Source organism: Rhizobium acidisoli (assembly GCF_002531755.2).
GTDB lineage: Bacteria > Pseudomonadota > Alphaproteobacteria > Rhizobiales > Rhizobiaceae > Rhizobium > Rhizobium acidisoli.
In genome coordinates this window covers 1,521,424-1,543,226 of the sequence record NZ_CP034998.1, presented here as the reverse complement: position 1 = coordinate 1,543,226, position 21,803 = coordinate 1,521,424, and the positions used below count along the sequence as shown (strand labels likewise).

The following is a 21,803-nucleotide window of genomic DNA, read 5'->3' as shown; positions in this document are numbered from 1 at the left end:
TGTTGTTGCGGATGAGGACAACACCGGGGACTGCCGGATGCCCCGCAAAAGAAAAGGCCCCGCACGATGGCGGGGCCTTCAAACATCAGAACCGGGAAGCAATTATTCGGCGCTTTCGTCGGCTGCCTTCTTCTTCGGAGCGGCCTTCTTCTTCGGAGCGGCGGCTTCTTCGCCTTCGCCGGCGTCGGCAGCTTCAGCCTTGGCGGCGGCCTTCTTCTTCGGGGCGGCCTTCTTGGTTTCAGCCTTCGCCTCGCCTTCTTCCTCGGCGAGCAGTTCTTCCTTGGTCACCTTCTTGTCGGTGACGTCGATTTCGGTCAGCAGATGATCGATGACCTTCTCTTCGAAGATCGGCGCGCGGATCGAAGCTGCGGCGCCCGGCTGGCTGCGGAAGAATTCGAGGATCTGCTTTTCCTGACCCGGATACTGGCGCAGCTGATCGTAGATGGCGCGCTGCATCTCGTCTTCGGTGACTTCGACGCCGGCCTTTTCGCCGATTTCGGAGAGAACGAGGCCGAGGCGGACGCGACGCTCTGCAAGCGTCTTGTATTCCTCACGTGCCTTCTCTTCGGTCGTCTCTTCGTCCTCGAAGGTCTTGCCGGATTGAGCGAGGTCGTTGTTCACCTGGCTCCAGATGCCGTTATATTCGGCGTCGACGAGCGAGGTCGGGGTCTCGAACTTGTACATCTCGTCGAGCTGGTCGAGGATCTGGCGCTTCAGCTTCTGGCGGGTCAGCGAACCGTACTGCGATTCGATCTGGCCGCGGACGATTTCCTTCAGGCGATCGGCGGATTCGATGCCGAGCTTGGAGGCGAGTTCGTCATTGATCTCGACGGCGCCGGGGGCTGCAACATCCTTGACCGATACGTCGAAGGTGGCTTCCTTGCCGGCGAGGTTCTTGGCCGGATAGTCGGCCGGGAAGGTCACGGTGATGGTCTTCTCGTCGCCGGCCTTGACGCCGACGAGCTGGTCTTCGAAGCCCGGAATGAAGCGGCCGGAGCCGAGCACCAGTTCGGCGCCCTGGTCGGTGCCGCCTTCAAAGGCTTCGCCGTCGACCTTGCCGACGTAATCCATGGTGATGCGGTCGCCGTTGGCGGCCTTGCCGGTCTTGGTCTCGTAAGCGCGGGCGCTTTCGGCGACCTTCAGGACCTGCTCGGTGACTTCGTCGTCCGAGATGTCGATGACTTCGCGCGTGACCTTGATGCCCTTGACCGACTTCAGTTCGATCGGCGGCAGCACTTCATAGGAGAGCGTGAATTCGAAATCCTGCTCGGCGGCGAGGATCTTGTCGGCTTCGTCCTTGTCCTCGGTCATGGCGATTTCCGGCTGCGTGGCCGACTTCTCGCCGCGGCTGGAGAGGATGGCCGACGGCTGCTCGCGGACGATCTCGTTGACGAGTTCGGCCATGATCGACTTGCCGTAGACCTTCTTCAGGTGAGCAGCGGGTACCTTGCCCGGACGGAAGCCGTTGATGCGGACCTTGTCCTTCACATCGGCAAGACGCTCATTCATCTTGTCTTGCATGTCCTTGGCCGGGATAACGACCTTGATTTCGCGCTTCAGCCCTTCAGCGAGCGTTTCGATAACCTGCATGTCTTCCTACCTTCATGTCCTGGCGGCCGTGCCCAGACGCCGTTCGTTTCAATGAGCACGACGCCGGCAGCGTGCCGCGCGTGGCTTTTCCCAATTCCTGTATCATTCCACCCAAAGGGGAACGGCACTCGCGGGGTATTCGGGACGACTATCTCCCGCCTGCAAACAGCTTGGTGCGGGTAGAGAGACTTGAACTCCCACGCCTTGCGGCACCAGAACCTAAATCTGGCGTGTCTACCAATTTCACCATACCCGCGTTCACAAAACCGCATGCCTAAGCCTGCGCATGAGGCCTTCCGGAGCGCGGCGTCTCTATATCACCCGATTTGGTCGAGGCAAAGGAAAAATGAACGGCAAATGACAGGGATTTGCGGCTCGCAAACCGCGCCCTTCCGAAGTGCCGCCGGATCAGTAGAGCGGCTCGTCGTAAACCGGCTTGCCGTCAACGAGAAGACCGCGGATCTGCGCGCTTCCCGCCGGCGAGACGCGCACGGCGATTGCGACATTGCCGCCGTTTCTGGCCTCCTCGATCGGCTTGCCCTGACCTTCAGGAACGTAATAGCGCTCGATGCCGTATTCGACGCGGATGCTGTCGCCGGCGGCAAGGCCGCCACTGTAGAAGGGCTGGCTGCGCAGGATCACGGTCTCCGGCAGCGGCGGCAGTTCGCGAAATGACGATTCGATCACCGTCCAGAAACCGTCTTCCTGCTTCTTCAATCGAACCCATAGCGTGCGCTCGCCGGGCTCGGCTGGAATGCCGCCTGAGACCGTCTGCACCGGCACCGAGGAAATGTCATAGTTCAAGACGACATAATCGCCGCGCAGGAAATCGCGCGGATCGACGGGCGCCGTCTTCAGCAGCACTTCGGCGCCGTTGTTGAGGATCGAGGCGCGGCTCTGGATGATCGTGCCGAGGATCACGGTCTGCAGACCGGCGACGATGATTGCCGAAAGCAGATAACCCCTGCCGGAGTGCAGCCTTGCCATCAGCGAGTTCATGCGCGCTCCCCCTGTGCATTCGCCGAAAAGCGCCGTTCGAGACGGATGACGATCCAGGCAACCAACGCGACGACGAGACCGGAGAACAGGAAGAGGCTCGACGTGCCGAGGATCGAGCCGACAGTGACGGAAGCGAGATAAAGCATCTCGGCGGCAAAGGTCATGTAAGCGAGATAACGCACCGCGCCGTTGTCCCTGCCATGCAGGGCGATCGCCAGCACCGAGGCGGCAAGTGTCGCCACGCCGAGCACCACCAGCGGCCAGCCGTCCTCGATTTCGATATGCAGCAGCAGGAAGCCGATCGCGGCAACGAGGAAGCTGTAGAAGGCCGGGGCCGCACCGGCGCTCCTGACCAGGGAGGCAACAGAGCGGGTCGGCAACGCCGTCAGCACGAAGGCCGCCATGCCGCCGATCGCGAAGGCGAGCGCCACGGCGATCTCCTCGTAAAGCGTATAGAGCCAGGCGAGCCAACCGATCAGCAGCAGATAGGCGAGATGGCGGACCCGCTCGGCGCCGGTATACCGCACCAGCCCGATGACGATTACCGCCATGACGGGCGCCATCCAGGGATCGAGCCCTATCCAATGTGTGTCGTAATTCTCGAGATAGACGGCAAAGGATGCCCAGGACAGGAAACCCGCGACGACGGCCACGGCACCCGAGCGGAACAGGATCGCCGAGATCGTCGCGATGGCGAACCAGAGATACATCACCGTCTGCTCGTCGCCGGAGAGATGATACATCTGTCCGACCAGTGAAATGGCGCCACCGAAACTCATCGCGCCGATGATCAGCAAGCCGCTTGCCGCCGCGGACGCACCGCGGGCGAGCATCCGGGCGGCGGCGAGGTGCACCACCCAGATCAGGGCAAGGATAACGCCGACGCGGATAAGCCGCGGGATGGCCTCCCAGTTGGAGGCGACGACCAGCAGGATGGCGGCTGCCAGCAGCACCGCCGCCAGAGCCATCAACACCCGCCCGAGGCTGAAGCTTGCCGGGCGGCTGTCATATTCGGCAAGAAGCGCGCCTGCCGTTTCCTGCCCCAGCAGGCCCTTGCCCACCCAGAGGGAGAGATCCCGCTCCAATCTGCCGCGATACATGCTCCCACCCCTTGACTTCCGCGACGCTCGTTCCGGCGCTGCGGCTTCCGTCGTTATAGACGCAGCATCGAGGTTCGCAAACGTCCTCGCGACAAATATACAAATTCCTCATTGGTCTAAATTGGGGCGAGTATTAACCGGCCGCTAACGTCATCAGCGCTATTATAAGTGCATATCCGGAGAGGTATGCATTTTGCGCACATCCCTCATGAATTTATTGCACTGCAAAAATTCAATTAGTCATACTATTTAAAGACTCATCGAAGCACGGGGATGGCGCCCCGGCCCGGCTCTGCCGGATGCCCGCGGAATGATTGTCCGTGACGAGATTCGCAGCCGCGCACTCCTCCTCCCAAGCGCGCTGCGATAAGACTGGCAACACTCCTCCTCCCAGTTGCCAGTCATCGTAATGCGCCCGCCGGATCCTCCCCCGGCGGGCGTCTTATTGCGCAAAAACGCATTAAAGCATTGGCGTCCCAAGATTTCGGCCGCTTGGCCCCGTCTTGCCACACTGCCGCCACACCGCCCTCGCCGAGGCTGCGCATACATGGGCGGCTGTCGATCCGAGGCGAAACGCCTCATTGTGGTGGACGCACAGGCGGAACCGCCGGAGGGAACGGCGTTCTGACGCAAGAACGCCCGTTCGTTGCGCCAAACCAGATTGCTTTCCTCAGAATCATTTTGCCTATTCGTTGACCAAAAAGCGGTAGATGTTGGTCAAACAGCGTTTGAGCATTGCATACTTCGCATAGGTGATCTGAAAACTTGGCTGTTTTCCTCTTTCGCGCCGCAACATATATTCCGGTCATCAAATAGAGGTCAGCGCCGATCAGTGGCTGCTGGCAGATCAAACCCTCGGAAAGGGGCTTAACATGAACTTCTCTCGCTCTTTCAATAACTGGCGCAAGTACCGTCAGACCGTCACCGAACTCGGCCGCATGAGCAACCGCGAATTGCACGACCTCGGCATCGACCGTTCGGACATCCATCGCGTTGCCCGTGAGGCTTCCGCCCGCTAATTCAAGGCATTCGCTGTCTCCTCCCAAGCAGCTTGTCCTCGATCGAAACGCCCGCTGTACCCACACCGGGCGTTTTCTTTTTCCCGACGCACTGCCGCGTCGGTTGCACGCCTTTGCGTGCTTTAGCCCGCTCAAAAAATATCCACCGCTTAATTGGCAAGCATCACATTGCACAATTGCATAGCAGACGCCTTTTATTTGCACTGCACAAAAGCGCGGTTCTCGCCTATATAAACATCAACCGCAGAGAGAGAGGCGATCCCGCCATCCAGCGGACATTTGTTTGAGGAAAAAGACAATGAACCCGATCCGCATTGCAAGAAGCTGGCTCAGCTACCGCCGTACGCTCAACGAACTCGGCGGCCTCTCGAACCAGACCCTGTCCGATATCGGCGTCAGCCGTTACGACATCCGCAATATCGCATCCCGCTCGTTCCGTTAATAGCTAGTCGCTAACAACGGCTTGATGCTTCCAAGACGGCGCCCCGAGGCGCCGTTTTTGATTCCGGGGTGTTGGATCGCACCTGCCGACATGATATCAGCCCGGAATGAACACGATCTCTTCCTATTCCCCCATCCACGTTGTCGGCGGCGGACTTGCCGGTTCGGAAGCCGCCTGGCAGATCGCCAGTTCCGGCGTTCCCGTCATCCTGCATGAAATGCGCGGGGTGCGCGGCACGGATGCACACAAGACCGACGGACTTGCCGAGCTGGTCTGCTCCAACTCCTTCCGCTCCGACGACGCGACCAGCAATGCCGTCGGCGTCATCCATGCCGAGATGCGCATGGCGGGCTCGCTGATCATGGCCACTGCTGATCGCCACCAGGTGCCGGCTGGCGGCGCGCTCGCCGTCGATCGCGACGGCTTTTCCGAAGCCGTGACGCGGGCGATCCACGACCACCCGCTGATCACGGTCGTGCGTGAAGAGGTCACCGGCCTGCCGCCTGGTGACTGGGATCTCGCCATCGTCGCCACCGGGCCGCTGACCGCGCCGTCACTCGCAAGCGCCATCCAGGCGCAGACGGGCGAGGATTCGCTCGCCTTCTTCGATGCCATCGCGCCGATCGTCTACCGCGAGAGCATCGACATGGATATCTGCTGGTATCAGTCGCGCTACGACAAGGTCGGTCCCGGCGGCACCGGCAAGGATTACATCAATTGCCCGATGGACGAGGCGCAGTACAATGCCTTCGTCGATGCGCTGATATCGGGCGACACGGTCGGTTTCAAGGAATGGGAAGGCACACCTTATTTCGACGGCTGCCTGCCGATCGAGGTGATGGCCGAACGCGGCCGCGAGACGCTGCGCCACGGGCCGATGAAGCCGATGGGGCTGACCAATGCGCATAACCCGACGGTCAAAGCCTATGCCGTCGTGCAGCTGCGCCAGGACAATGCGCTCGGCACGCTCTACAATATGGTCGGCTTTCAGACGAAGCTGAAATATGGCGCGCAGGTGGAAATCTTCCGGATGATCCCCGGCCTGGAAAATGCGGAATTCGCCCGCCTCGGCGGCCTGCACCGCAACACCTATATCAACTCCCCCACCCTGCTCGACCCGTCGCTGACTTTGAAATCGCGGCCCGGCCTGCGTTTCGCCGGCCAGATCACCGGCTGCGAGGGGTATGTGGAAAGCGCCAGCGTCGGGCTGATGGCCGGCCGTTTCGCCGCTGCCGAACGCAAGGGCGAGGCGATCTCGCTGCCGCCGGCAACGACGGCGCTCGGCTCGCTGCTCGGTCATATCACCGGCGGCCATATCGTCACCGACGAAGAGCCGGGCAAACGCTCGTTCCAGCCAATGAACATCAATTTCGGGCTGTTTCCGGAGCTCCAGCCCGGATTGATCGTCAAGCCCGAGGGCGTCAAACGCTTCCGCGGCAAGGACAAGACGATCATGAAGCGGCAGTTGATCGCGCGGCGCGCGCTTGCGGACTGCGCCGCCTGGCTGGGTCAGAACTCGCCGCTCGCCGAAAGCGCCTAACTCGCTATCTAGAGCATGATGCCGAAAAGTGTGAGCGGTTTTCGGACGACATCATGCTCTAACTCTGTAATTTAGAACAGGATTCAGATTTTAGGCCAACCGGGCCTAAAATCATCCTGTTCTAGTGCTTGTTCGCCGCCGAAATATGGTCGGACGGCAGATCCTTATCCGGCTCGGCGATATAGTTGCCGAGCAGCCAGAGCGCCACTTCCGCGGACTCCTTGGCGGAAGAGAATTCGAAATCGCCGTTGTGATGCGGCGCATCGAGGAAATCGATCACCAGGCCCCTGCCCGTTTGCGAGCTGACGACGCGCACCCGGCCCGGCTCGATCAGATGACAGGCGAAGTGGCGCGACATGTTGCGCATGAAGCCGGCCTTATTGTCATGCAGGCGCACGAAGATGGCCTGGCCGTTCTCCGTCGCCTGCAACTGGCGGATCGCCTCGTTCGGAAAGGCGCGGCCGAACTCGATGATGGCGAGGCCCGTGTCATGCAGGCCGTCTTCCTTGTTCTGCGCAGCCATGCGCGTGACCACGAAGGCAAAGAAGATGACGATGGCGAAAAGAACGCACCAGACGATAATGCCCACGCCGAGTCTCCGTTCAAAAGGTAGCGGTTCAGGCCTTGTAACGCGCGAGACTTGCGCGAGTTTGACCGGTGTCAGATTTTTCTGCGGACGGCCGAGAGGGCCATACTGAGTTGGCGGCGCCATTGCGGCGGCTGTAGCGGCCGGTCGAACAGGACGGCGCCGAGCTTCTGCGCCCTGAAAAGCACCGGTTCGGCAAGCGTCGCCGGCAGGAAGGCCGGAAAGACCGTGGCCGCGATCGGCCCTGCCGCCCTCGCCTTTGCCAGATGTTCGCGACCGAGGCCGGCAAAGGCTTCGATGGCGGCGGAAATGCGCGGCCGGTCGTCCCCGGCAAGGAAGGTATCGCGGTTGAGACCGGTGGCGGACAGGATCTGCAGCGGAATATAGACCTGGCCGCGGCGGCGATGGAGCGGCATCAGCAGCAACTGGCCGGCGACCGCCTGGGCTACACCGGCATGACCGGCGGCGGCGGCCGATCGTGCGGCTTCCTCGGGCGAAAGCACCAGGCTTGCAAGCTGAATGAGGGCCGATGCCGTCTCGCCGGCATAACCTTCGAGCGACAGACGCGTTTCCATCGGATCGTCGTAGAGATCGAAGGTGCGGGCCTCGATCATGTCGATCAGCGTCTTGCGCGGCAGGCGGTGCGTTTCGATCGCCGTCAGAAGTGCTGAAGCGACGGGATTGGCCGCCGTCGAACCATGGGCGCTGCCTTCCAGCAGGTCTCGCCAGTATTGCAGCCGCACCTCGCCGGGCAACGGCTCGTGTACGAGATCACGAATGCGGGCAAGCTCGGCATTGAAGGCGTAGAGTGCTGCAAGCGCGCCGCGCTTGTCCTCCGGCGACAGCAGGCAGGCAAGGTAGCGGTCGCGATCGCTGTCGCGCAGCATCGCCAGGCAGATCTCCTGGTTCGTCGCAGTCTTCGCTTCAACCATCGTCAGACCGCAATCAGTGCCGCAGCGACGGCGCGCTGCTCGGCAAGCATGATATTGAAGGTGCGTACCGCTGCACCGGTGCTCATCGGATCGGAAGCAATGCCGCGCGCCTTCAGCGCCTGCTTCAATTCCTCGGGCAGCCGGCGAAGCTCGGTTCCGGTCCCGACGAGGAGAACTTCGATATCATCAGCCTCCTCCAATACGCGGCGGAAGTTTTCCGGTGACAGAGGCTTCGACATGTCCATGTCCCAGCCGTGAATGCCGGAGGGGAGGCAAAGGATCGAGCCGCGATGCGACATGTCGGCAAAGCGGAAGCCGCCATTGCCGTAAGTATCGATCGGCGCGCGCCCGGGAAAATGCGCGGCGCGGATTTCTATGCCTTTTGCCATGTTTTCAAACCACCGTGCCGGATTTTACACCAGCATCCGTCTTGTTGCTCTCTTCCCCATCGGGGCTTTCCGGCCGCAGCCGGAAGACGATCAGCACAGGAGCGGCGATATAGATCGAAGAGAAGGTGCCGAGAGCGACGCCGAAGAGCATCGTAAAGGTGAAGGAGCGGATAACCTCCCCTCCGAAAAGATAGAGCGCGAGCAAGGCGAGCAGCGTCGTCGCCGCGGTCAATATGGTGCGCGACAGCGTCTGGTTGATCGACGCATCGATCAGGATCGGCAGCGGCATCTTCTTGTATCGCTTCAGATTCTCGCGCATTCGGTCATAGACCACCACCGTGTCGTTCAGGGAATAACCGACAACGGTCAGCACGGCGGCGACGCTCGTCAGGTTGAATTCCATGCCGGTGAGGACGAAGAGACCGAGCAAGATGATGACGTCGTGCAGCGTCGCGACGATGGCGCCGACCGCGAACTGCCATTCGAAGCGGATCCAGATGTAGATCAGGATCGCCGCCAGCGCTGCCAGCACGCCGAGCGTCGCCATCATCGTCAATTCGCCGGAGATGGCGGGCCCGACGACCTCGACGCGGCGAAAGTCATAATCCTCCTGGAGCTCGCCGCGCACCAGCGTCGCCGCAGACTGCTCGGCATTCTCGCCGCCGCCCTGGGAGGCGATGCGGATCCGTGCATTCGACGGCCCTCCGGCGCGCGCGACGCTGACCTCACCGAGATTGAGATCGTTGAGGCGCGATTGAAGATCGGCAAGGTCGGCATTGCCCTGCTTCGCCGTCACCTCGATGAGCGAGCCGCCGGTGAAATCAATGCCGAGACGCAGGCCGGCGGTGGCAAAGGCGGCCATGGCAATCAGCGAAATGATCGCCGACGCCGTAAAGACGTAACGGCGGATCCCCATGAACCGGATATTGGCGTGTTCGAAAAGATGGGTCAGAACGCTTTTCGGCAGATGCCGGGGTGGCGCCGCCGCAGCCAGACGGCAACGATCGAGCGCGTCAGCGTGAAAGCCGTGAAGACGGTCGTGAGGATGCCGACCGCCAGCGTCACCGCGAAACCGCGGATGGATTCGCTGCCGAGGAAAAACAGGATGATCGCGGCGATGAAGATCGTCACATTCGCATCGACGATCGTTGCGAAGGCGCGCGAGAAACCGCGGCCGGCAGCCTCTGCAAAGGAATGGGCGGTTTTTTCCTCTTCACGGATGCGCTCGTAGATCAGAACGTTCGAGTCGACCGCCATGCCGACGATGAGCACGATGCCGGCAATGCCGGGCAAGGTGAGCGTCGCGCCGGCAAGGCTGAGCGCCGCGACAATGAAGATCAAGTTGAAGACAAGCGAGACGACGGCAACGACGCCGAGGATGCGGTAGAGCGCGATCATCAGTGCCGCGACCAGCACGACGGCGACGAGGCCGGCAATGAGGCCGGAGAAGATGGAGTCGGCGCCGAATCGCGGGCTGACACTGCGCTCCTCGACGCTCGTCAGCGTCGCCGGCAGGGCGCCGGCGCGCAGCATGATCGCCAGGTCGCGGACGCCATCCTCGGAGAAGTTTGCCGAAATTGCCCCCTCGCCGCCGGTGATCGCCGCATCGATGGCCGGTGACGACATCACTTGGTCGTCGAAGACGATGGCAAGGTGCTTGCCGATATTTTGCCCCGTCACCTCGGCCAGCCGCCGCGTTCCTTCGGCATCGAGGCGGTAGGCAATCGAGCTATCCTGGGTCTGCGGGTCGACGACCGGCTCGATACCGACCATGTTGCTGCCGGTGAGGAAAGCCGTGCGATCGACGAGATAAGGAACCGGCGGATCATCCAGCGAATAGAGCACCTGCGATGTCGCCGGCCAGCGGCCGTTCAGCGCCTCCTGCCCCGACATGCTTGCATCGATCAGATGAAAGGAAAGCTTTGCCGGTTGATTGAGGAGGTTTTTCAGCCGTTCCGCATCGACCGATCCCAGCACCTGCACGACGATGCGGTCGGCGCCATCGGGGCGAACGATGAAATTCGCATGGCCGAATCCAGCGATACGGCGGGCGACGATATCGAGCGATCGGGTCCGGGCGGAGGCGACGTCAGCGGTGATGCCGGCGTCGGAAATCTGCAGCGAGAGCTGCCCGTCCTCGCCCTGCTGCAGCGCGACCTCCGGTCCGGAACGTCCGCCGGCCGCCGTCAAAGGCTTCAGGAGCTCGACCGCCTTTTGCGTCTCAGCCGGATCTGTGATCCGGACGGTGACGGTCTGGTCGTTGCCGGTCAGCCCGGTATAGCGGATGCCGGCGCCGCGCAGCGTGTTGCGGACATTGGCGACCGCTTCTTCCAGGCGGTCCTTGACGATATCGGAACGCTCGACCTTCAGAACGATATGCGAGCCGCCCTGCAGATCGAGACCGAGCGTTACGCGGTCCTGCCGCAGCCAACCCGGCAGAGAGGAACGCCGCGCCTCGCTCAGCAGATTGGGCGCAGCAATGATGATGGCCGCAAACGCGGCCAGCCAGATCAGAAGTGTTTTCCAGCGGGAAAAATGCAACATTCTCTCGACGATCTTCCGATCCGGCAGTGCTGCCGTTATCGCTTGTTACGCTGCGTCGGCCTTGACGGGTTCACCCTTGACGCGCACATCCGAAATACCGCTGCGGACGATGCGCACGCGAACGCCATCGGCAATCTCGACTTCGACTTCCTTGTCGTCAATAACCTTGGTGACTTTACCGACGAGACCGCCACCCGTGACGACCTGATCGCCGCGACGGATCGCCTTCAGGGTTTCCTCACGCTTCTTGGCCTGTGCGCGCTGCGGACGGATCAGCAGGAAGTACCAGACGACCATCAGCGGCACGAACAGGATGATCATTTCGAAACCGGAGCCGCCGAAACCGGTTGCGGTGTCGGTGGCACTCTGGGCGAATGCCGGGGTGATGAACATGCTAAACTCCTCAGGCTTGGCGGCGGAACTCCGCCTCATTTTTCAGGTTGCCGGACTATAATTGCCGCTTCGATGAATGCAACAGAAACAGCCCGAAACAGTACCGATTCCGCTGCCTCATAACCTTTCCGCCGGCAAAACACCATGCTACCCCGCATCGAAAGATAGAGTGCATTGCCGCAGCAAGAAATCAGGAGCTTGCGATGACCGAGGAAATCAACACCGCGCTGCTTGCCGAGCTCAAGCGGCTTGCAAATGCCGTCGAGCGCCTTGCCGGACCAGCGCCTGCCGTCAACGATTGGGATGCGGCGGACTGTTTCGTCTGGGCGCCATCGCGCCTGCATCTACAGCCGGTGAACAAGCCGAACCGAGTGGCGCTGAAGCTGATCCGCGGCGTCGATCATGTGCGCGACATCCTGCATGAGAATACGGTGCGGTTCGCCGAAGGTTATGCGGCCAACAATGTGCTGCTCTGGGGTGCGCGCGGCATGGGAAAATCCTCGCTGGTCAAGGCCGTGCACGAGGATGTCAGGCGCGAAAGCGGCTCTGCGCTGAAGCTGGTCGAGGTCCATCGCGAGGATATAGCGAGCCTGCCCAACCTGCTCGATCTACTGAAGGACACGCCGTACCGCGTCATCGTCTTTTGCGACGATCTTTCCTTCGACCACGACGACACCGCCTACAAGTCGCTGAAGGCGGCACTCGACGGCGGTGTCGAAGGGCGACCGGACAATGTGCTCTTCTACGCCACCTCGAACCGGCGCCATCTGCTGCCGCGCCACATGATGGAAAACGAGCAGTCGACGGCGATCAATCCGTCTGAGGCCGTCGAGGAGAAGGTTTCGCTATCCGACCGCTTCGGCCTCTGGCTCGGCTTCCATAAATGCAGCCAGGAAGATTATCTCGGCATGATCGACGGCTATGCCGAGCATTTCAAGCTCGGGCTCGAACGTGACAAGATGCATGCCGAGGCGCTGGAATGGGCAACGACGCGCGGCGCCCGCTCCGGCCGCGTCGCCTGGCAGTATATCCAGGATCTGGCCGGACGCATGCGCGTGCATATCGACCGGGCCTAAAGCGCGTCGCGCGCTCTTTCAGATCCGCTCCTCGTTGCAGCATGCCTTAAATGACAAAAGCCCGGCGGGTGGCCGGGCTTTTGCGCTTCCTGGGACGCTGTACCTATTCCAGGAAAGTCATCGGGTTGACCGGGGATGCGTCCTTGCGCACCTCGAAATGGACCTGCGGCTGCTTGACATCGCCGCTCATGCCGGAGACGGCGACGGTCTGGCCACGCTGGATCTTCTGACCGCGGGCGACGCTCAGCGTATCCGCATTGCCGTAGACGGTGACGGTACCGTCGTCGTGACGGACGAGAACCGTGTTGCCGAGTTCCTTCAGGCCGTTGCCCGCATAGATGACGACGCCGTTTTCCGCGGCCTTGATCGGCGTTCCCTGCGGCACAGAGATGTCGATGCCGTCATTGCGGTTGCCGTTGACGTTGGCGCCGTATGAAGCAATGACCTGGCCGCGGACCGGCCAGCGATACTTGCCGATGCCGGTCGATTCCGGTGCGGCGGAGCTGACGTCGGACTTCTTCTCGACATCGTCGACCGTCTGAGTGGCCACCGGCGCCTTGTAGGGTGCGGGTTCGACGGAGGCCGTCTGCTGGGCGGGCGCCGCCTGAGCCGGCTTCGGATCGACCTTCTGCGGCTGGATCGATGCTGTCTTGATATTGTCGGCGGTGCCGTTCGGGATCTTCAGCGCCTGGCCGACCCTCACCGAGCTGGCAGACAGATTGTTGGCGGCCTTGAGATCGTCGATCTTGGTGCCGGTCGCCTTGGCGATCTTTGCCAGCGAATCGCCTTGCTTGACGACATAGGTGCCGGCAGGCGCTTTCGGATCCTTGCCGGCGCCGGGCGGAAGCTTGCCGGTGGCATCGGCGCTCGCCATGGTCTTGTCGCGAGCGGAACTGGCGCCGGGAACGACGGCGACGTTCTGTTCAGGCGCCTTCACCGGTTCCGGCATCTTGCCGGGCTTGGAGAGGTCAGCCGCCTGCGACGCCGCCTTGGCGGCATTGCCGCCATTGAAGGTCGGGATCAGGATCGCCTGGCCGGGCGTGGCGGCGGAGGCTGTCTTCAGATTATTGACGCGCAGGATTTCCTTTTCCGGAACACCGAAGCGCCTGGACAGCGTGGCAACGCTTTCACCCGGACGCAGCGTTACGGAAGGGGCATTGGTCCCGGACCAGCCGGACACCTTCGGCGTCGTGCCCGTCGTCAAAGTATCAGGCGTCAGCTTCGGCGCGGTCGGGGCCACCAATCGGTTTTTTTCCGCCTGAGGCGCTGAAGGGAAAGGCTGGGCGAGCGCGACTTCCTTTTCCCGCTGCCGGACTGGCGCAACGGCGCCCGGAGCTGCAAGCTCGGAACGCTGCACCGCAACCGGCGCGGAGGCCATACGGGCGCTCGACGTGCGGACCGGATCATAACTCGGGTTCGACGGATAAGGCTGGTTCAGTGCGCCATTGCCACCACCATAACCCGACTGGCTTGCAACGGCGGAGCCGCCGAGATCGGCGCGCGGCACAGGATCAGCCTGAGCGCCGCCCCTGCGCGGAATGGAACTTGTGGTGATCTGATCCTGCCCTGAGGAGGAAAACAAGCCACCAAACCGTGTCACATCGGAACTGCAGCCTGTTGCGGCACTTGCCAGCAGGCTCACAACCAGAAGATTACCGGCCGACTTCCCGAACTTCGGCGAAAGACTGAAACGCATTGACTCGACCCACTGAGAACGCAACCATTTGTGAGTCTATTAAAACGCGTTAGTATTACCACGCAGTTAAGATGCTGGAATCAGTGCGATATTTTTGAGAAGTTGATAACCATAGCTTACGGGAAAAATCGTAGAGCTTACAGCAGCGAGGCAAGGCGCGGAACGATCGGCAGATAAGGGGCTTCGAACAATTCCTCGCGTTCGAAACGGCTGCCGGTTTTCGTCAGCCGGACCATGCGGCATTCGTGCTCGGAGATCATCAGCGGCGCGATCATCGAACCGCCGGAAACAAGCTGATCGGTATAAAAGCGCGGCATCGCATTGAAGGCCGCCGTCACCAGGATGCGGTCGAAGGTGCCCTCGCCCTGCATGCCGGCACTGCCGTCGGCGTGGCGGATGATGACGTTGCGCAGACTAAGCGATTCCATGCGCCGCTGCGCAGCCGATGTCAGCGTCTTGTAGCGGTCGATGGACAGAACACGCTCGGCCATGCGGCCCATGACGGCGGCGGTAAAGCCGCTGCCGGTGCCGATTTCCAGAACGCGCTGTCCTGGCTTCAGCTTCAGGTGATGCAGGATGCGGACGACAAAATCGATGCCTTCAAGGAAGGAGCCGCATTCGATCGGGATCGTCCGGCTCGAATAGGCGTCATCGGAAAATTGCGGCGGCACGAAAAGCGAGCGCTGCGTCTGCTCGACCGCGGTCAGCAGATCGAGATCGGAGATGCCTTCGGCACGCAATCTGAGGACGAGCGCCGCAAAGCCCTCTTTCTCGGCCAGTCTTGCCGTCAAACCTGTGCTCCGTATCCCAGGGCCCGCGCCACGCGGTCCGTCACGGAATAATCGGTCAGATCCAGTTTCAAAGGCGTTACCGAAATCTTGTTATGCTTGAGGGCGTGAATATCGGTGCCTTCGATGAAGGCGCCGGCGCGCTCGCCGAACTTCAGCCAGTAATAGGGAAAGCCGCGGCCATCGGAGCGGGCATCGACCTGCAGGTTGAAGGCGAGCTTGCCCTGCATGGTCACCTCGGCGCCGTCGACCTCGCCCGGACCGCAGTTCGGGAAGTTGAGATTGAGGAACGTGCCCTCCGGCAAATCCAGAACCATCAGCTTTTCCAGAAGAGCCGGCGCATGCGTCTCACAGACCTCCCATGGCACGATGCGCGCACCGTCTTCATAGAGATAGGCCTGGCTCAGCGCGAAGGAGCGCACGCCCTGCATCGTGCCTTCGATGGCGCCGGCGATCGTGCCGGAATAGGTTACGTCGTCTGCGACGTTCGAGCCCGAATTGACGCCTGACAGCACCAGATCGGGCTTGATGTCCATCACCTGCCGGATGCCCATGATGACGCAATCGGTCGGCGTGCCGCGCAAGGCGAAATGCTTGTCGGAAATCTTGCGCAGCCGCAATGGCTCGGACAGGCTCAGCGAATGGGCAAGGCCGCTCTGGTCGGTCTCGGGCGCCACGATCCAGACATCGTCGGACAGCGTGCGGGCGATCCGCTCCAGCGCGGCCAAGCCTTCGGCGTGAATGCCGTCGTCATTCGTAAGCAGGATGCGCATCGCCTCAGGCCGCCCGTTGGATCTTGGTCAATCCGCCCATATAAGGCAGCAAAACGTCCGGAATCGTGACCGAGCCATCCTCGTTCAAATAATTTTCAAGCACGGCGATGAGGCAGCGGCCGACGGCGGTGCCGGAGCCGTTCAGCGTGTGCACGAACCTGTTGCTCTTGTCGTCCTTGCCGCGGTAGCGCGCATTCATCCGGCGGGCCTGGAAATCGCCGCAGACCGAGCAGGAGGAGATTTCGCGGAAGGCATTCTGTCCCGGCAGCCAGACTTCGAGATCGTAGGTCTTGCGCGAGCCGAAGCCCATGTCGCCGGTGCAAAGCGTCATCGTGCGGAAATGCAGGCCGAGGCGCTTCAGCACTTCTTCGGCGCAGGCGGTCATCCGTTCATGCTCGGCAACAGCGCTCTCGGCATCGGTGATCGAGACGAGCTCACATTTCCAGAACTGATGCTGGCGCAGCATGCCGCGGGTGTCGCGGCCGGCAGAACCCGCTTCCGAGCGGAAGGACGGCGTCAAGGCGGTGAAGCGGAGCGGCAGCTTTTCCTGGTCGAGGATCTCCTCGCGCACCAGATTGGTCAGCGTCACCTCCGCCGTCGGAATGAGATAGCGTCCATCCGTCGTCTTGAAGAGATCCTCTTCGAACTTCGGCAGGTTGCCGGTGCCGAACAGCGCTTCAGCGCGAACCATCAGCGGAGAGCTGACTTCGGTATAGCCGTGCTCGCGGGTGTGGAGATCGATCATGAACTGGCCAAGCGCGCGCTCGAGCCTGGCGAGCGGCCCTGTGAGAACCGTGAAGCGCGAGCCGGAGAGCTTGGCGGCGCGCTCGAAATCCATATAGCCGAGCGCCTCGCCGATTTCGAAGTGCTCCTTGGGCGTGTGGTTCCAGCGCGGCTTTTCGCCGACGGTGCGGGTGACGATATTGTCGTGCTCGTCCTTGCCGACCGGGACGTCGTCGAAAGGAATGTTCGGGATGCGTGACAGCGCGTCGTTGAGTTCCGCCGTCAGCTGACGGTCCTCTTCCTCGACCGCCGGCAGCATAGCCTTCAATTCGGCGACCTCGACCTTCAGCTTCTCGGCGAGCTCACCGTTCTTCTGGGACAGCGCCGCGCCGATCTCCTTGGAAGCGAGGTTGCGGCGGGACAGCAGGTCCTGCGCCTTCTGCACGGCGGAGCGGCGCTTTTCATCGAGGGCAACGAGATTTTGCGCCAGGGGCTCCGCACCGCGCTTGGCGAGGGCGGCATCGAGCGCTTCGGGATTCTCACGGATCCATTTGATATCGAGCATCGTCGTTCCAGGTCGTTGCAACAGAAGTGACCCGGCCAAAGCCTGACCGGGCTTCGGCCGGATGAGACGGCGTTCGTGAAAGGATTTCCGGATTGCCGCTCAGACGCTGTCCGTCTTGGCAACGTCCGCGGATTCGGTGTCCTTTTCGACCGCCTGCCGGGCACGCTGGCGCTCCACGAGTCGCGCCGCATGGATGGAAATCTCGTAGAGAAGGATCGTCGGTATCGCAAGGCCGATCTGGGACATCGGATCCGGCGGCGTCAGCACGGCGGCGACGATGAAGGCGAGCACGATGGCGAATTTGCGCTTTTCGGCGAGCCATTGCGATGTCAGCAGGCCGACGCGGGCAAGCAGCGTGGTGATGACCGGCAGCTGGAAGACGAGGCCGAAGGAGAAGACCAGCGTCATGATCAGGCTCAGATATTCCGAGACCTTCGGCATCAGCGAGATCGCCACCTCGTCATGACCCGGCGCCTGCTGCATCGACAGGAAGAACCACATGACCATCGGCGTGAAGAAGAAATAGACGAGTGCCGCGCCCATCAGGAACAGCACCGGCGAAGCGATCAGGAACGGCAGGAAGGCCTGGCGTTCATTCTTGTAGAGCCCGGGCGCGACGAACTTGTAGACCTGGGCGGCAATGATCGGAAACGCAACCACGAGGCCGCCGAACATCGCCACCTTGACCTGGGTGAAGAAGAATTCCTGCGGTGCGGTGTAGATCAGCTGGGCCTTCTCGACATCGAGATGCGCCCACTGCACGGCCGTCTTGTAGGGAATGACCAGATAGTTGAAGAGATGCTTGGCAAAAAAGAAGCATGCGATGAAGGCGACGAAAAACGCGCCGATCGACCAGATCAGCCGCGTGCGCAGCTCCATCAGGTGCTCGATCAACGGCTGCGGCTTGTCTTCGATATCACCGCTCATGCCTCGTCCTTTTTCTTCATCTGCGCCGGCGTCTTCGGCGCTGCGGGCTTTCTGGCAGCAGTCGTGCGCTTCGGTTTTTCCGCAGGCACGTTTTCCACGGGCGCGGCGATGGCAAAGGCCGCCTTATCCGCAGCCTTGGCCCGCGGCTTGCGCACCGTTTTCGGCTTGGCGGCTACTGTGTCGGCTGTGGCGACCGCGGCAGCAGCGGGTTCCGGCGTCGGCGCAGGTGCCGGCACCATCGGCGGCGTTTCCGGCAGGCCCATCGACGGCGTCGGCGCGGAAACGGCATCCGGCGGCACCTCGGTCTTGTTTTCCGGGACTGCGGTCGCCTTCTGCAGGTCGGCCTTGATCTCGTTGCCCATCTGGCGAAGCGGGTTCATCGCCTCGCGCAGGCTGTTGACCGGGTTTAGCTTCTGGGCGTCGCTGAGCGTCTGGCGGACATCGTCAAGCTCGGCCTCGCGCAACGCTTCGTCGAACTGCGCACGAAATTCACCCGCCACCTTGCGAGCGCGCTGCGTCATCTTGCCGAAAGCGCGCAGCATCGGCGGCAAATCCTTGGGACCGACGACCACGATCAGGACGACCGCGATGACCAAAAGCTCGGTCCAGCCAATATCGAACATGCAAGGCTCCTGGACGGGAAGCGCGGGGGCTGCGCTTTTTCCCGCACTTGGTTACTTCGTTTCGTCGGCCTTGTGATCGACGGTCTTGGCCGTGTCGGGCGCGTCCTCGTCCGTCATGCCCTTCTTGAAGCTTTTGATGCCCTTGGCGACATCGCCCATCAGTTCCGGGATCTTGCCGCGACCGAACAACAACAGCACGATGACCAGAACGATCAGCCAGTGCCACATGCTAAAAGAACCCATTACCCTAACTCCCTGTTTCGATGTTCCCTGATGTAAGAATTTCCGACACCGTTTCCAACATCAAGCCCTTTGAACTGCGCTTAATGTCACGGTATCGCCCTTTGTGACAAGCCATTGACCGGTCGAAAAGTGATGGCCGCCATTGTTTTCGCCATGCATGGCGAAAGCAAGACGAAGTCCTTCAATCTTCGGAGGTGCCGCGCGGTGCCAGCAACCCCAATTCCTCGAGATCCATCTGGGTGATCGGATCCTCGTCCTCGGTCAGTTCGTCGTTCATCAACGGCGAGGGAATATTGAAATTCGCCGGAATGCGGCCCGACAGCAAGCCCGCGCCCTTCAATTCTTCGAGACCGGGCAGGTCACGCAGCTCTTCGAGTCCGAAATGGTCGAGGAAATCGCGTGTGGTGCCCAATGTCACCGGCCGGCCCGGCGTGCGCCGCCGGCCGCGGAACCGCACCCAGCCGGCTTCCATCAGCACGTCGAGCGTGCCGCGCGAGGTCTGGACGCCGCGGATATCCTCGATCTCGGCGCGCGTCACCGGCTGGTGATAGGCAATGATCGCCAGCACTTCCAATGCGGCTCGCGAGAGCTTCTTCACCTCGTTGTCATCGCGGCGGATGACGAAGGAGAGATCGGCGGCGGTGCGGAAGGCCCAGGCGCCCTCGATCTGCACGAGGTTGACGCCGCGCGGCGCATAGTGCGCCTTCAGGCGCAGCATGATGGCGCGGACATCGGTCTTCTCGGGCAGGCGCTCGGCGAGGAAGCCTTCGGAGACCGGTTGCGAGGAGGCAAAGACCAGCGCCTCGGCGATGCGCTCTGCCTCGATCTCGGCCTGCAGGTCACGGCTCCTGCCTTCGAAATCGTCTTCGAAATCCTCGACGCTCTTCGGATCGATCAAGCCGGCTGCTCCTGCTCCACCACCTGCAGCGTGGCGTGTTTTGGTCCGCGGCGCATGTATATCGGCTGAAAGGCGCCGTCCTGGCGGATTTCCAGCTTGCCCTCGCGCACCAGCTCCAGCGAGGCGGCAAAAGCGCTGGCGATCGCCGTGACGCGTTCCTCGGGCGTTGCGAGATAACGCAGCAGATAATGCTCCATCGCCGTCCAGTCGCCGACCTCGCCGATCATCTGGGTCAGCAATTCACGCGCATCGGTCAGCGACCAGACGTTGCGCCTCTCGATCGTCACCTGGGTGACGGCATTGCGCTGGCGCAGCGCCGCATAGGCGGTCAGAAGATCGTAGAGGCTTGCCGCATAGGCGGATTGCTGCCGGTCGGGAATATGCTCGGGCGCGCCGCGCACGAAGATGTCGCGGCCGAGGCGGTTGCGGTTGACGAGGCCTTCGGCGGCCTGGCGCATGGCTTCGAGGCGTTTCAGGCGGAAGGCGAGCGTTGCCGCCATCTCCTCGCCCGAAGGACCGTCGTCCTTGATCTGCTGGGGTATCAGCAGCCGCGACTTGAGATAGGCAAGCCAGGCCGCCATGACGAGATAATCGGCGGCAAGCTCGATGCGGATGCGCCGGGCGCTTTCGACGAACTGCAAATATTGCTCGGCCAGCGCCAGCACCGAAATGCGCGACAGATCGACCTTCTGGTTGCGGGCAAGATAGAGCAACAGATCGAGCGGGCCTTCAAAGCCGGCGACATCGATCACCAGCGCCGGCTCGTGGCTGGCGCGCTCGGCGCCGTTCTCCTGCCACAACTTGTCCATCGGCGTTGCCGCCTGCGGACGCTCCGTGCCCTTGACCGTGATCACCACCCTGCTCCTCTGCGATCACACGATCGCAAACATCGCCTCGAATTCCGCCCGCAATTCCGCCTCATCGGCGGCATCCGGCGCGGCAAAACCTGCTTCCACCGCTTTTGCGCGGGCAAGCGATTGACCGGCGAGCGGCGGAACATTTGCCACGACATCCAGCATCTCGTCCATATGGCCATTGCAATGCAGCACGATATCGCACCCGCCTGCAATAATATTCGCCGCGCGTTCGCCGATCGTGCCGGAAAGAGCATTCATCGAGCTGTCGTCGGAAAGCAGCAGACCGGTAAAGCCGATCTGCTCGCGGATGACGCCGTCGATCACCTTGCGTGAGGTCGTCGCCGGATTGTCGGGGTCGATGGCGGTAAAGACGACGTGGCAGGTCATCGCCATCAGTTCGTCCTTCATCGCGATAAAGGGCGGAAAATCATGGGCCTCCAGCTCATCGCGCGAGACGGTGACGACAGGCAGCTCCAGATGTGAATCCGCAAAGCCGCGGCCGTGCCCGGGCATATGCTTCATCACTGGCAACAGGCCGCCGGCCTTCAGCCCCTCGGCAGCCGCCCGGCCCATGGCGATGACGGTTTGGGGGTCGTCACCATAGGCGCGGTCGCCGATGACGCTGCTGCTGCCCTCGACCGGCACGTCGAGCACCGGCAGGCAATCGACATCGATGCCGAGGCTCGAAAGGTCGAAGGCGTGCAGCCGCGACATCGCCCAGGCAGCGCGCAACCCAAGCGCCGGATCGCGGCGATAGAGATCGCCAAGCGCCTGGCCGGAGGGATAACGTGCGAAGACCGGCGGACGAATGCGCTGAACGCGGCCACCCTCCTGGTCAATCAGCACCGGCGCATGCCAGCCGACGCTGTCGCGCAGTTCGGCGACAAGATCGGCAATCTGTCCTGCTTCGGAGATGTTGCGCCCGAAGAGGATGAAGCCCCAGGGCCGTTCGCCCCGGTAGAAGGCTTTCTCTTCGGATGTGAGGGCAAGGCCGCTGCAGCCAAGGATCATCGCTTTTGATTCGGTCATATCAGAATCATAGACGGCGCCCGGCCAAATGCGAGCAAGCTCGGGCGCGATGCACAAAAAAGAGCGGCGGG

Annotated in this window: 21 protein-coding genes, 1 tRNA gene and 1 pseudogene; 4 read left to right on the top strand and 19 right to left on the bottom strand. The window is 62.0% G+C overall.

The features are described from left to right. Window positions 1–102: 102 nt before the first annotated feature. The 4 genes from tig to CO657_RS07655 form a co-directional block, all read right to left on the bottom strand. On the bottom strand, window positions 103–1,590 hold the full coding sequence (tig, locus tag CO657_RS07670; RefSeq protein ID WP_054183231.1) for a trigger factor: 1,488 nt from the start codon (window positions 1,588–1,590) through the stop codon (window positions 103–105). Between the two features lie 171 nt (window positions 1,591–1,761). After that, window positions 1,762–1,846 (bottom strand) — tRNA-Leu (locus CO657_RS07665). 152 nt (window positions 1,847–1,998) lie between these two features. Continuing rightward, a complete protein-coding gene (locus CO657_RS07660) occupies window positions 1,999–2,589 on the bottom strand; it encodes a GDYXXLXY domain-containing protein (RefSeq protein ID WP_012557495.1) in 591 nt (196 codons plus the stop codon). Further along, entirely contained in the window at window positions 2,586–3,689 is a 1,104-nt protein-coding gene (locus CO657_RS07655; RefSeq protein WP_054183232.1) for a DUF2157 domain-containing protein, read from the bottom strand. Before CO657_RS07655 ends, CO657_RS07660 begins: the two co-directional genes overlap by 4 nt. An 872-nt stretch (window positions 3,690–4,561) precedes the next feature. Here CO657_RS07655 and CO657_RS07650 point away from each other — a divergent pair. The 3 genes from CO657_RS07650 to trmFO all read left to right on the top strand — a co-directional run bounded on the left by CO657_RS07650 (window position 4,562) and on the right by trmFO (window position 6,690). Beyond that, entirely contained in the window at window positions 4,562–4,708 is a 147-nt protein-coding gene (locus tag CO657_RS07650; protein WP_003586937.1) for a DUF1127 domain-containing protein, read from the top strand. Window positions 4,709–5,006: 298 nt separating this feature from the next. Next, entirely contained in the window at window positions 5,007–5,150 is a 144-nt protein-coding gene (locus CO657_RS07645; protein WP_003539017.1) for a DUF1127 domain-containing protein, read from the top strand. A 106-nt stretch (window positions 5,151–5,256) separates the two neighbouring features. After that, the gene (gene trmFO, locus CO657_RS07640) at window positions 5,257–6,690 is read left to right on the top strand and encodes a methylenetetrahydrofolate--tRNA-(uracil(54)-C(5))-methyltransferase (FADH(2)-oxidizing) TrmFO (protein WP_054183233.1); all 1,434 of its coding nucleotides are present in this window, start codon (window positions 5,257–5,259) and stop codon (window positions 6,688–6,690) included. 121 nt (window positions 6,691–6,811) lie between these two features. On the opposite strand, the gene CO657_RS07635 is transcribed toward trmFO, so the two are convergent. From CO657_RS07635 to yajC, 5 genes and pseudogenes are all read right to left on the bottom strand, one after another. Continuing rightward, window positions 6,812–7,279 carry a hypothetical protein gene (locus tag CO657_RS07635; RefSeq protein ID WP_054183234.1) on the bottom strand — a complete coding sequence of 156 codons (468 nt, stop codon included), beginning with the start codon at window positions 7,277–7,279 and terminating at the stop codon, window positions 6,812–6,814. Window positions 7,280–7,350: 71 nt separating this feature from the next. Beyond that, window positions 7,351–8,208 carry a phytoene/squalene synthase family protein gene (locus CO657_RS07630; RefSeq protein WP_054183235.1) on the bottom strand — a complete coding sequence of 286 codons (858 nt, stop codon included), beginning with the start codon at window positions 8,206–8,208 and terminating at the stop codon, window positions 7,351–7,353. 2 nt (window positions 8,209–8,210) lie between these two features. Further along, window positions 8,211–8,597 carry an Mth938-like domain-containing protein gene (locus CO657_RS07625; RefSeq protein ID WP_054183236.1) on the bottom strand — a complete coding sequence of 129 codons (387 nt, stop codon included), beginning with the start codon at window positions 8,595–8,597 and terminating at the stop codon, window positions 8,211–8,213. A 4-nt stretch (window positions 8,598–8,601) separates the two neighbouring features. Then, window positions 8,602–11,141 (bottom strand): annotated as a pseudogene (secDF, locus tag CO657_RS07620) (protein translocase subunit SecDF). A gap of 45 nt (window positions 11,142–11,186) precedes the next feature. Further along, on the bottom strand, window positions 11,187–11,534 hold the full coding sequence (yajC, locus tag CO657_RS07615; RefSeq protein ID WP_003573534.1) for a preprotein translocase subunit YajC: 348 nt from the start codon (window positions 11,532–11,534) through the stop codon (window positions 11,187–11,189). Window positions 11,535–11,737: 203 nt separating this feature from the next. Here yajC and CO657_RS07610 point away from each other — a divergent pair, with 203 nt between their 5' ends. Beyond that, on the top strand, window positions 11,738–12,610 hold the full coding sequence (locus CO657_RS07610) for an ATP-binding protein (protein WP_054183238.1): 873 nt from the start codon (window positions 11,738–11,740) through the stop codon (window positions 12,608–12,610). A 103-nt stretch (window positions 12,611–12,713) separates the two neighbouring features. Here CO657_RS07610 and CO657_RS07605 read toward each other — a convergent pair whose 3' ends face one another. The 10 genes from CO657_RS07605 to nagZ all read right to left on the bottom strand — a co-directional run bounded on the left by CO657_RS07605 (window position 12,714) and on the right by nagZ (window position 21,732). Continuing rightward, the gene (locus tag CO657_RS07605; RefSeq protein ID WP_054183239.1) at window positions 12,714–14,306 is read right to left on the bottom strand and encodes a M23 family metallopeptidase; all 1,593 of its coding nucleotides are present in this window, start codon (window positions 14,304–14,306) and stop codon (window positions 12,714–12,716) included. Between the two features lie 137 nt (window positions 14,307–14,443). Continuing rightward, window positions 14,444–15,097, bottom strand: coding sequence for a protein-L-isoaspartate(D-aspartate) O-methyltransferase (locus tag CO657_RS07600; RefSeq protein ID WP_054183240.1), 654 nt, complete (start codon window positions 15,095–15,097; stop codon window positions 14,444–14,446). Beyond that, window positions 15,094–15,867 (bottom strand): 5'/3'-nucleotidase SurE, encoded by a 774-nt coding sequence (gene surE / locus CO657_RS07595; RefSeq protein ID WP_054183241.1) that lies wholly within the window; start codon window positions 15,865–15,867, stop codon window positions 15,094–15,096. The genes CO657_RS07600 and surE overlap by 4 nt, the downstream gene beginning before the upstream one ends. 4 nt (window positions 15,868–15,871) lie before the next feature. Then, window positions 15,872–17,155, bottom strand: coding sequence for a serine--tRNA ligase (gene serS, locus CO657_RS07590; protein WP_054183242.1), 1,284 nt, complete (start codon window positions 17,153–17,155; stop codon window positions 15,872–15,874). A gap of 99 nt (window positions 17,156–17,254) precedes the next feature. Further along, the gene (gene tatC, locus CO657_RS07585; RefSeq protein ID WP_003586948.1) at window positions 17,255–18,082 is read right to left on the bottom strand and encodes a twin-arginine translocase subunit TatC; all 828 of its coding nucleotides are present in this window, start codon (window positions 18,080–18,082) and stop codon (window positions 17,255–17,257) included. Then, window positions 18,079–18,705, bottom strand: a complete 627-nt coding sequence (gene tatB, locus CO657_RS07580; RefSeq protein ID WP_054183243.1) for a Sec-independent protein translocase protein TatB — start codon at window positions 18,703–18,705, stop codon at window positions 18,079–18,081. Before tatB ends, tatC begins: the two co-directional genes overlap by 4 nt. A 51-nt stretch (window positions 18,706–18,756) precedes the next feature. Then, a complete protein-coding gene (locus CO657_RS07575) occupies window positions 18,757–18,948 on the bottom strand; it encodes a twin-arginine translocase TatA/TatE family subunit (RefSeq protein ID WP_003538990.1) in 192 nt (63 codons plus the stop codon). A gap of 181 nt (window positions 18,949–19,129) precedes the next feature. Further along, entirely contained in the window at window positions 19,130–19,846 is a 717-nt protein-coding gene (gene scpB / locus CO657_RS07570; protein WP_054183244.1) for an SMC-Scp complex subunit ScpB, read from the bottom strand. After that, the gene (locus tag CO657_RS07565; RefSeq protein WP_003586955.1) at window positions 19,843–20,700 is read right to left on the bottom strand and encodes a segregation and condensation protein A; all 858 of its coding nucleotides are present in this window, start codon (window positions 20,698–20,700) and stop codon (window positions 19,843–19,845) included. The genes scpB and CO657_RS07565 overlap by 4 nt, the downstream gene beginning before the upstream one ends. 18 nt (window positions 20,701–20,718) lie before the next feature. Continuing rightward, entirely contained in the window at window positions 20,719–21,732 is a 1,014-nt protein-coding gene (gene nagZ, locus CO657_RS07560) for a beta-N-acetylhexosaminidase (RefSeq protein WP_054183297.1), read from the bottom strand. Window positions 21,733–21,803: the final 71 nt, after the last annotated feature.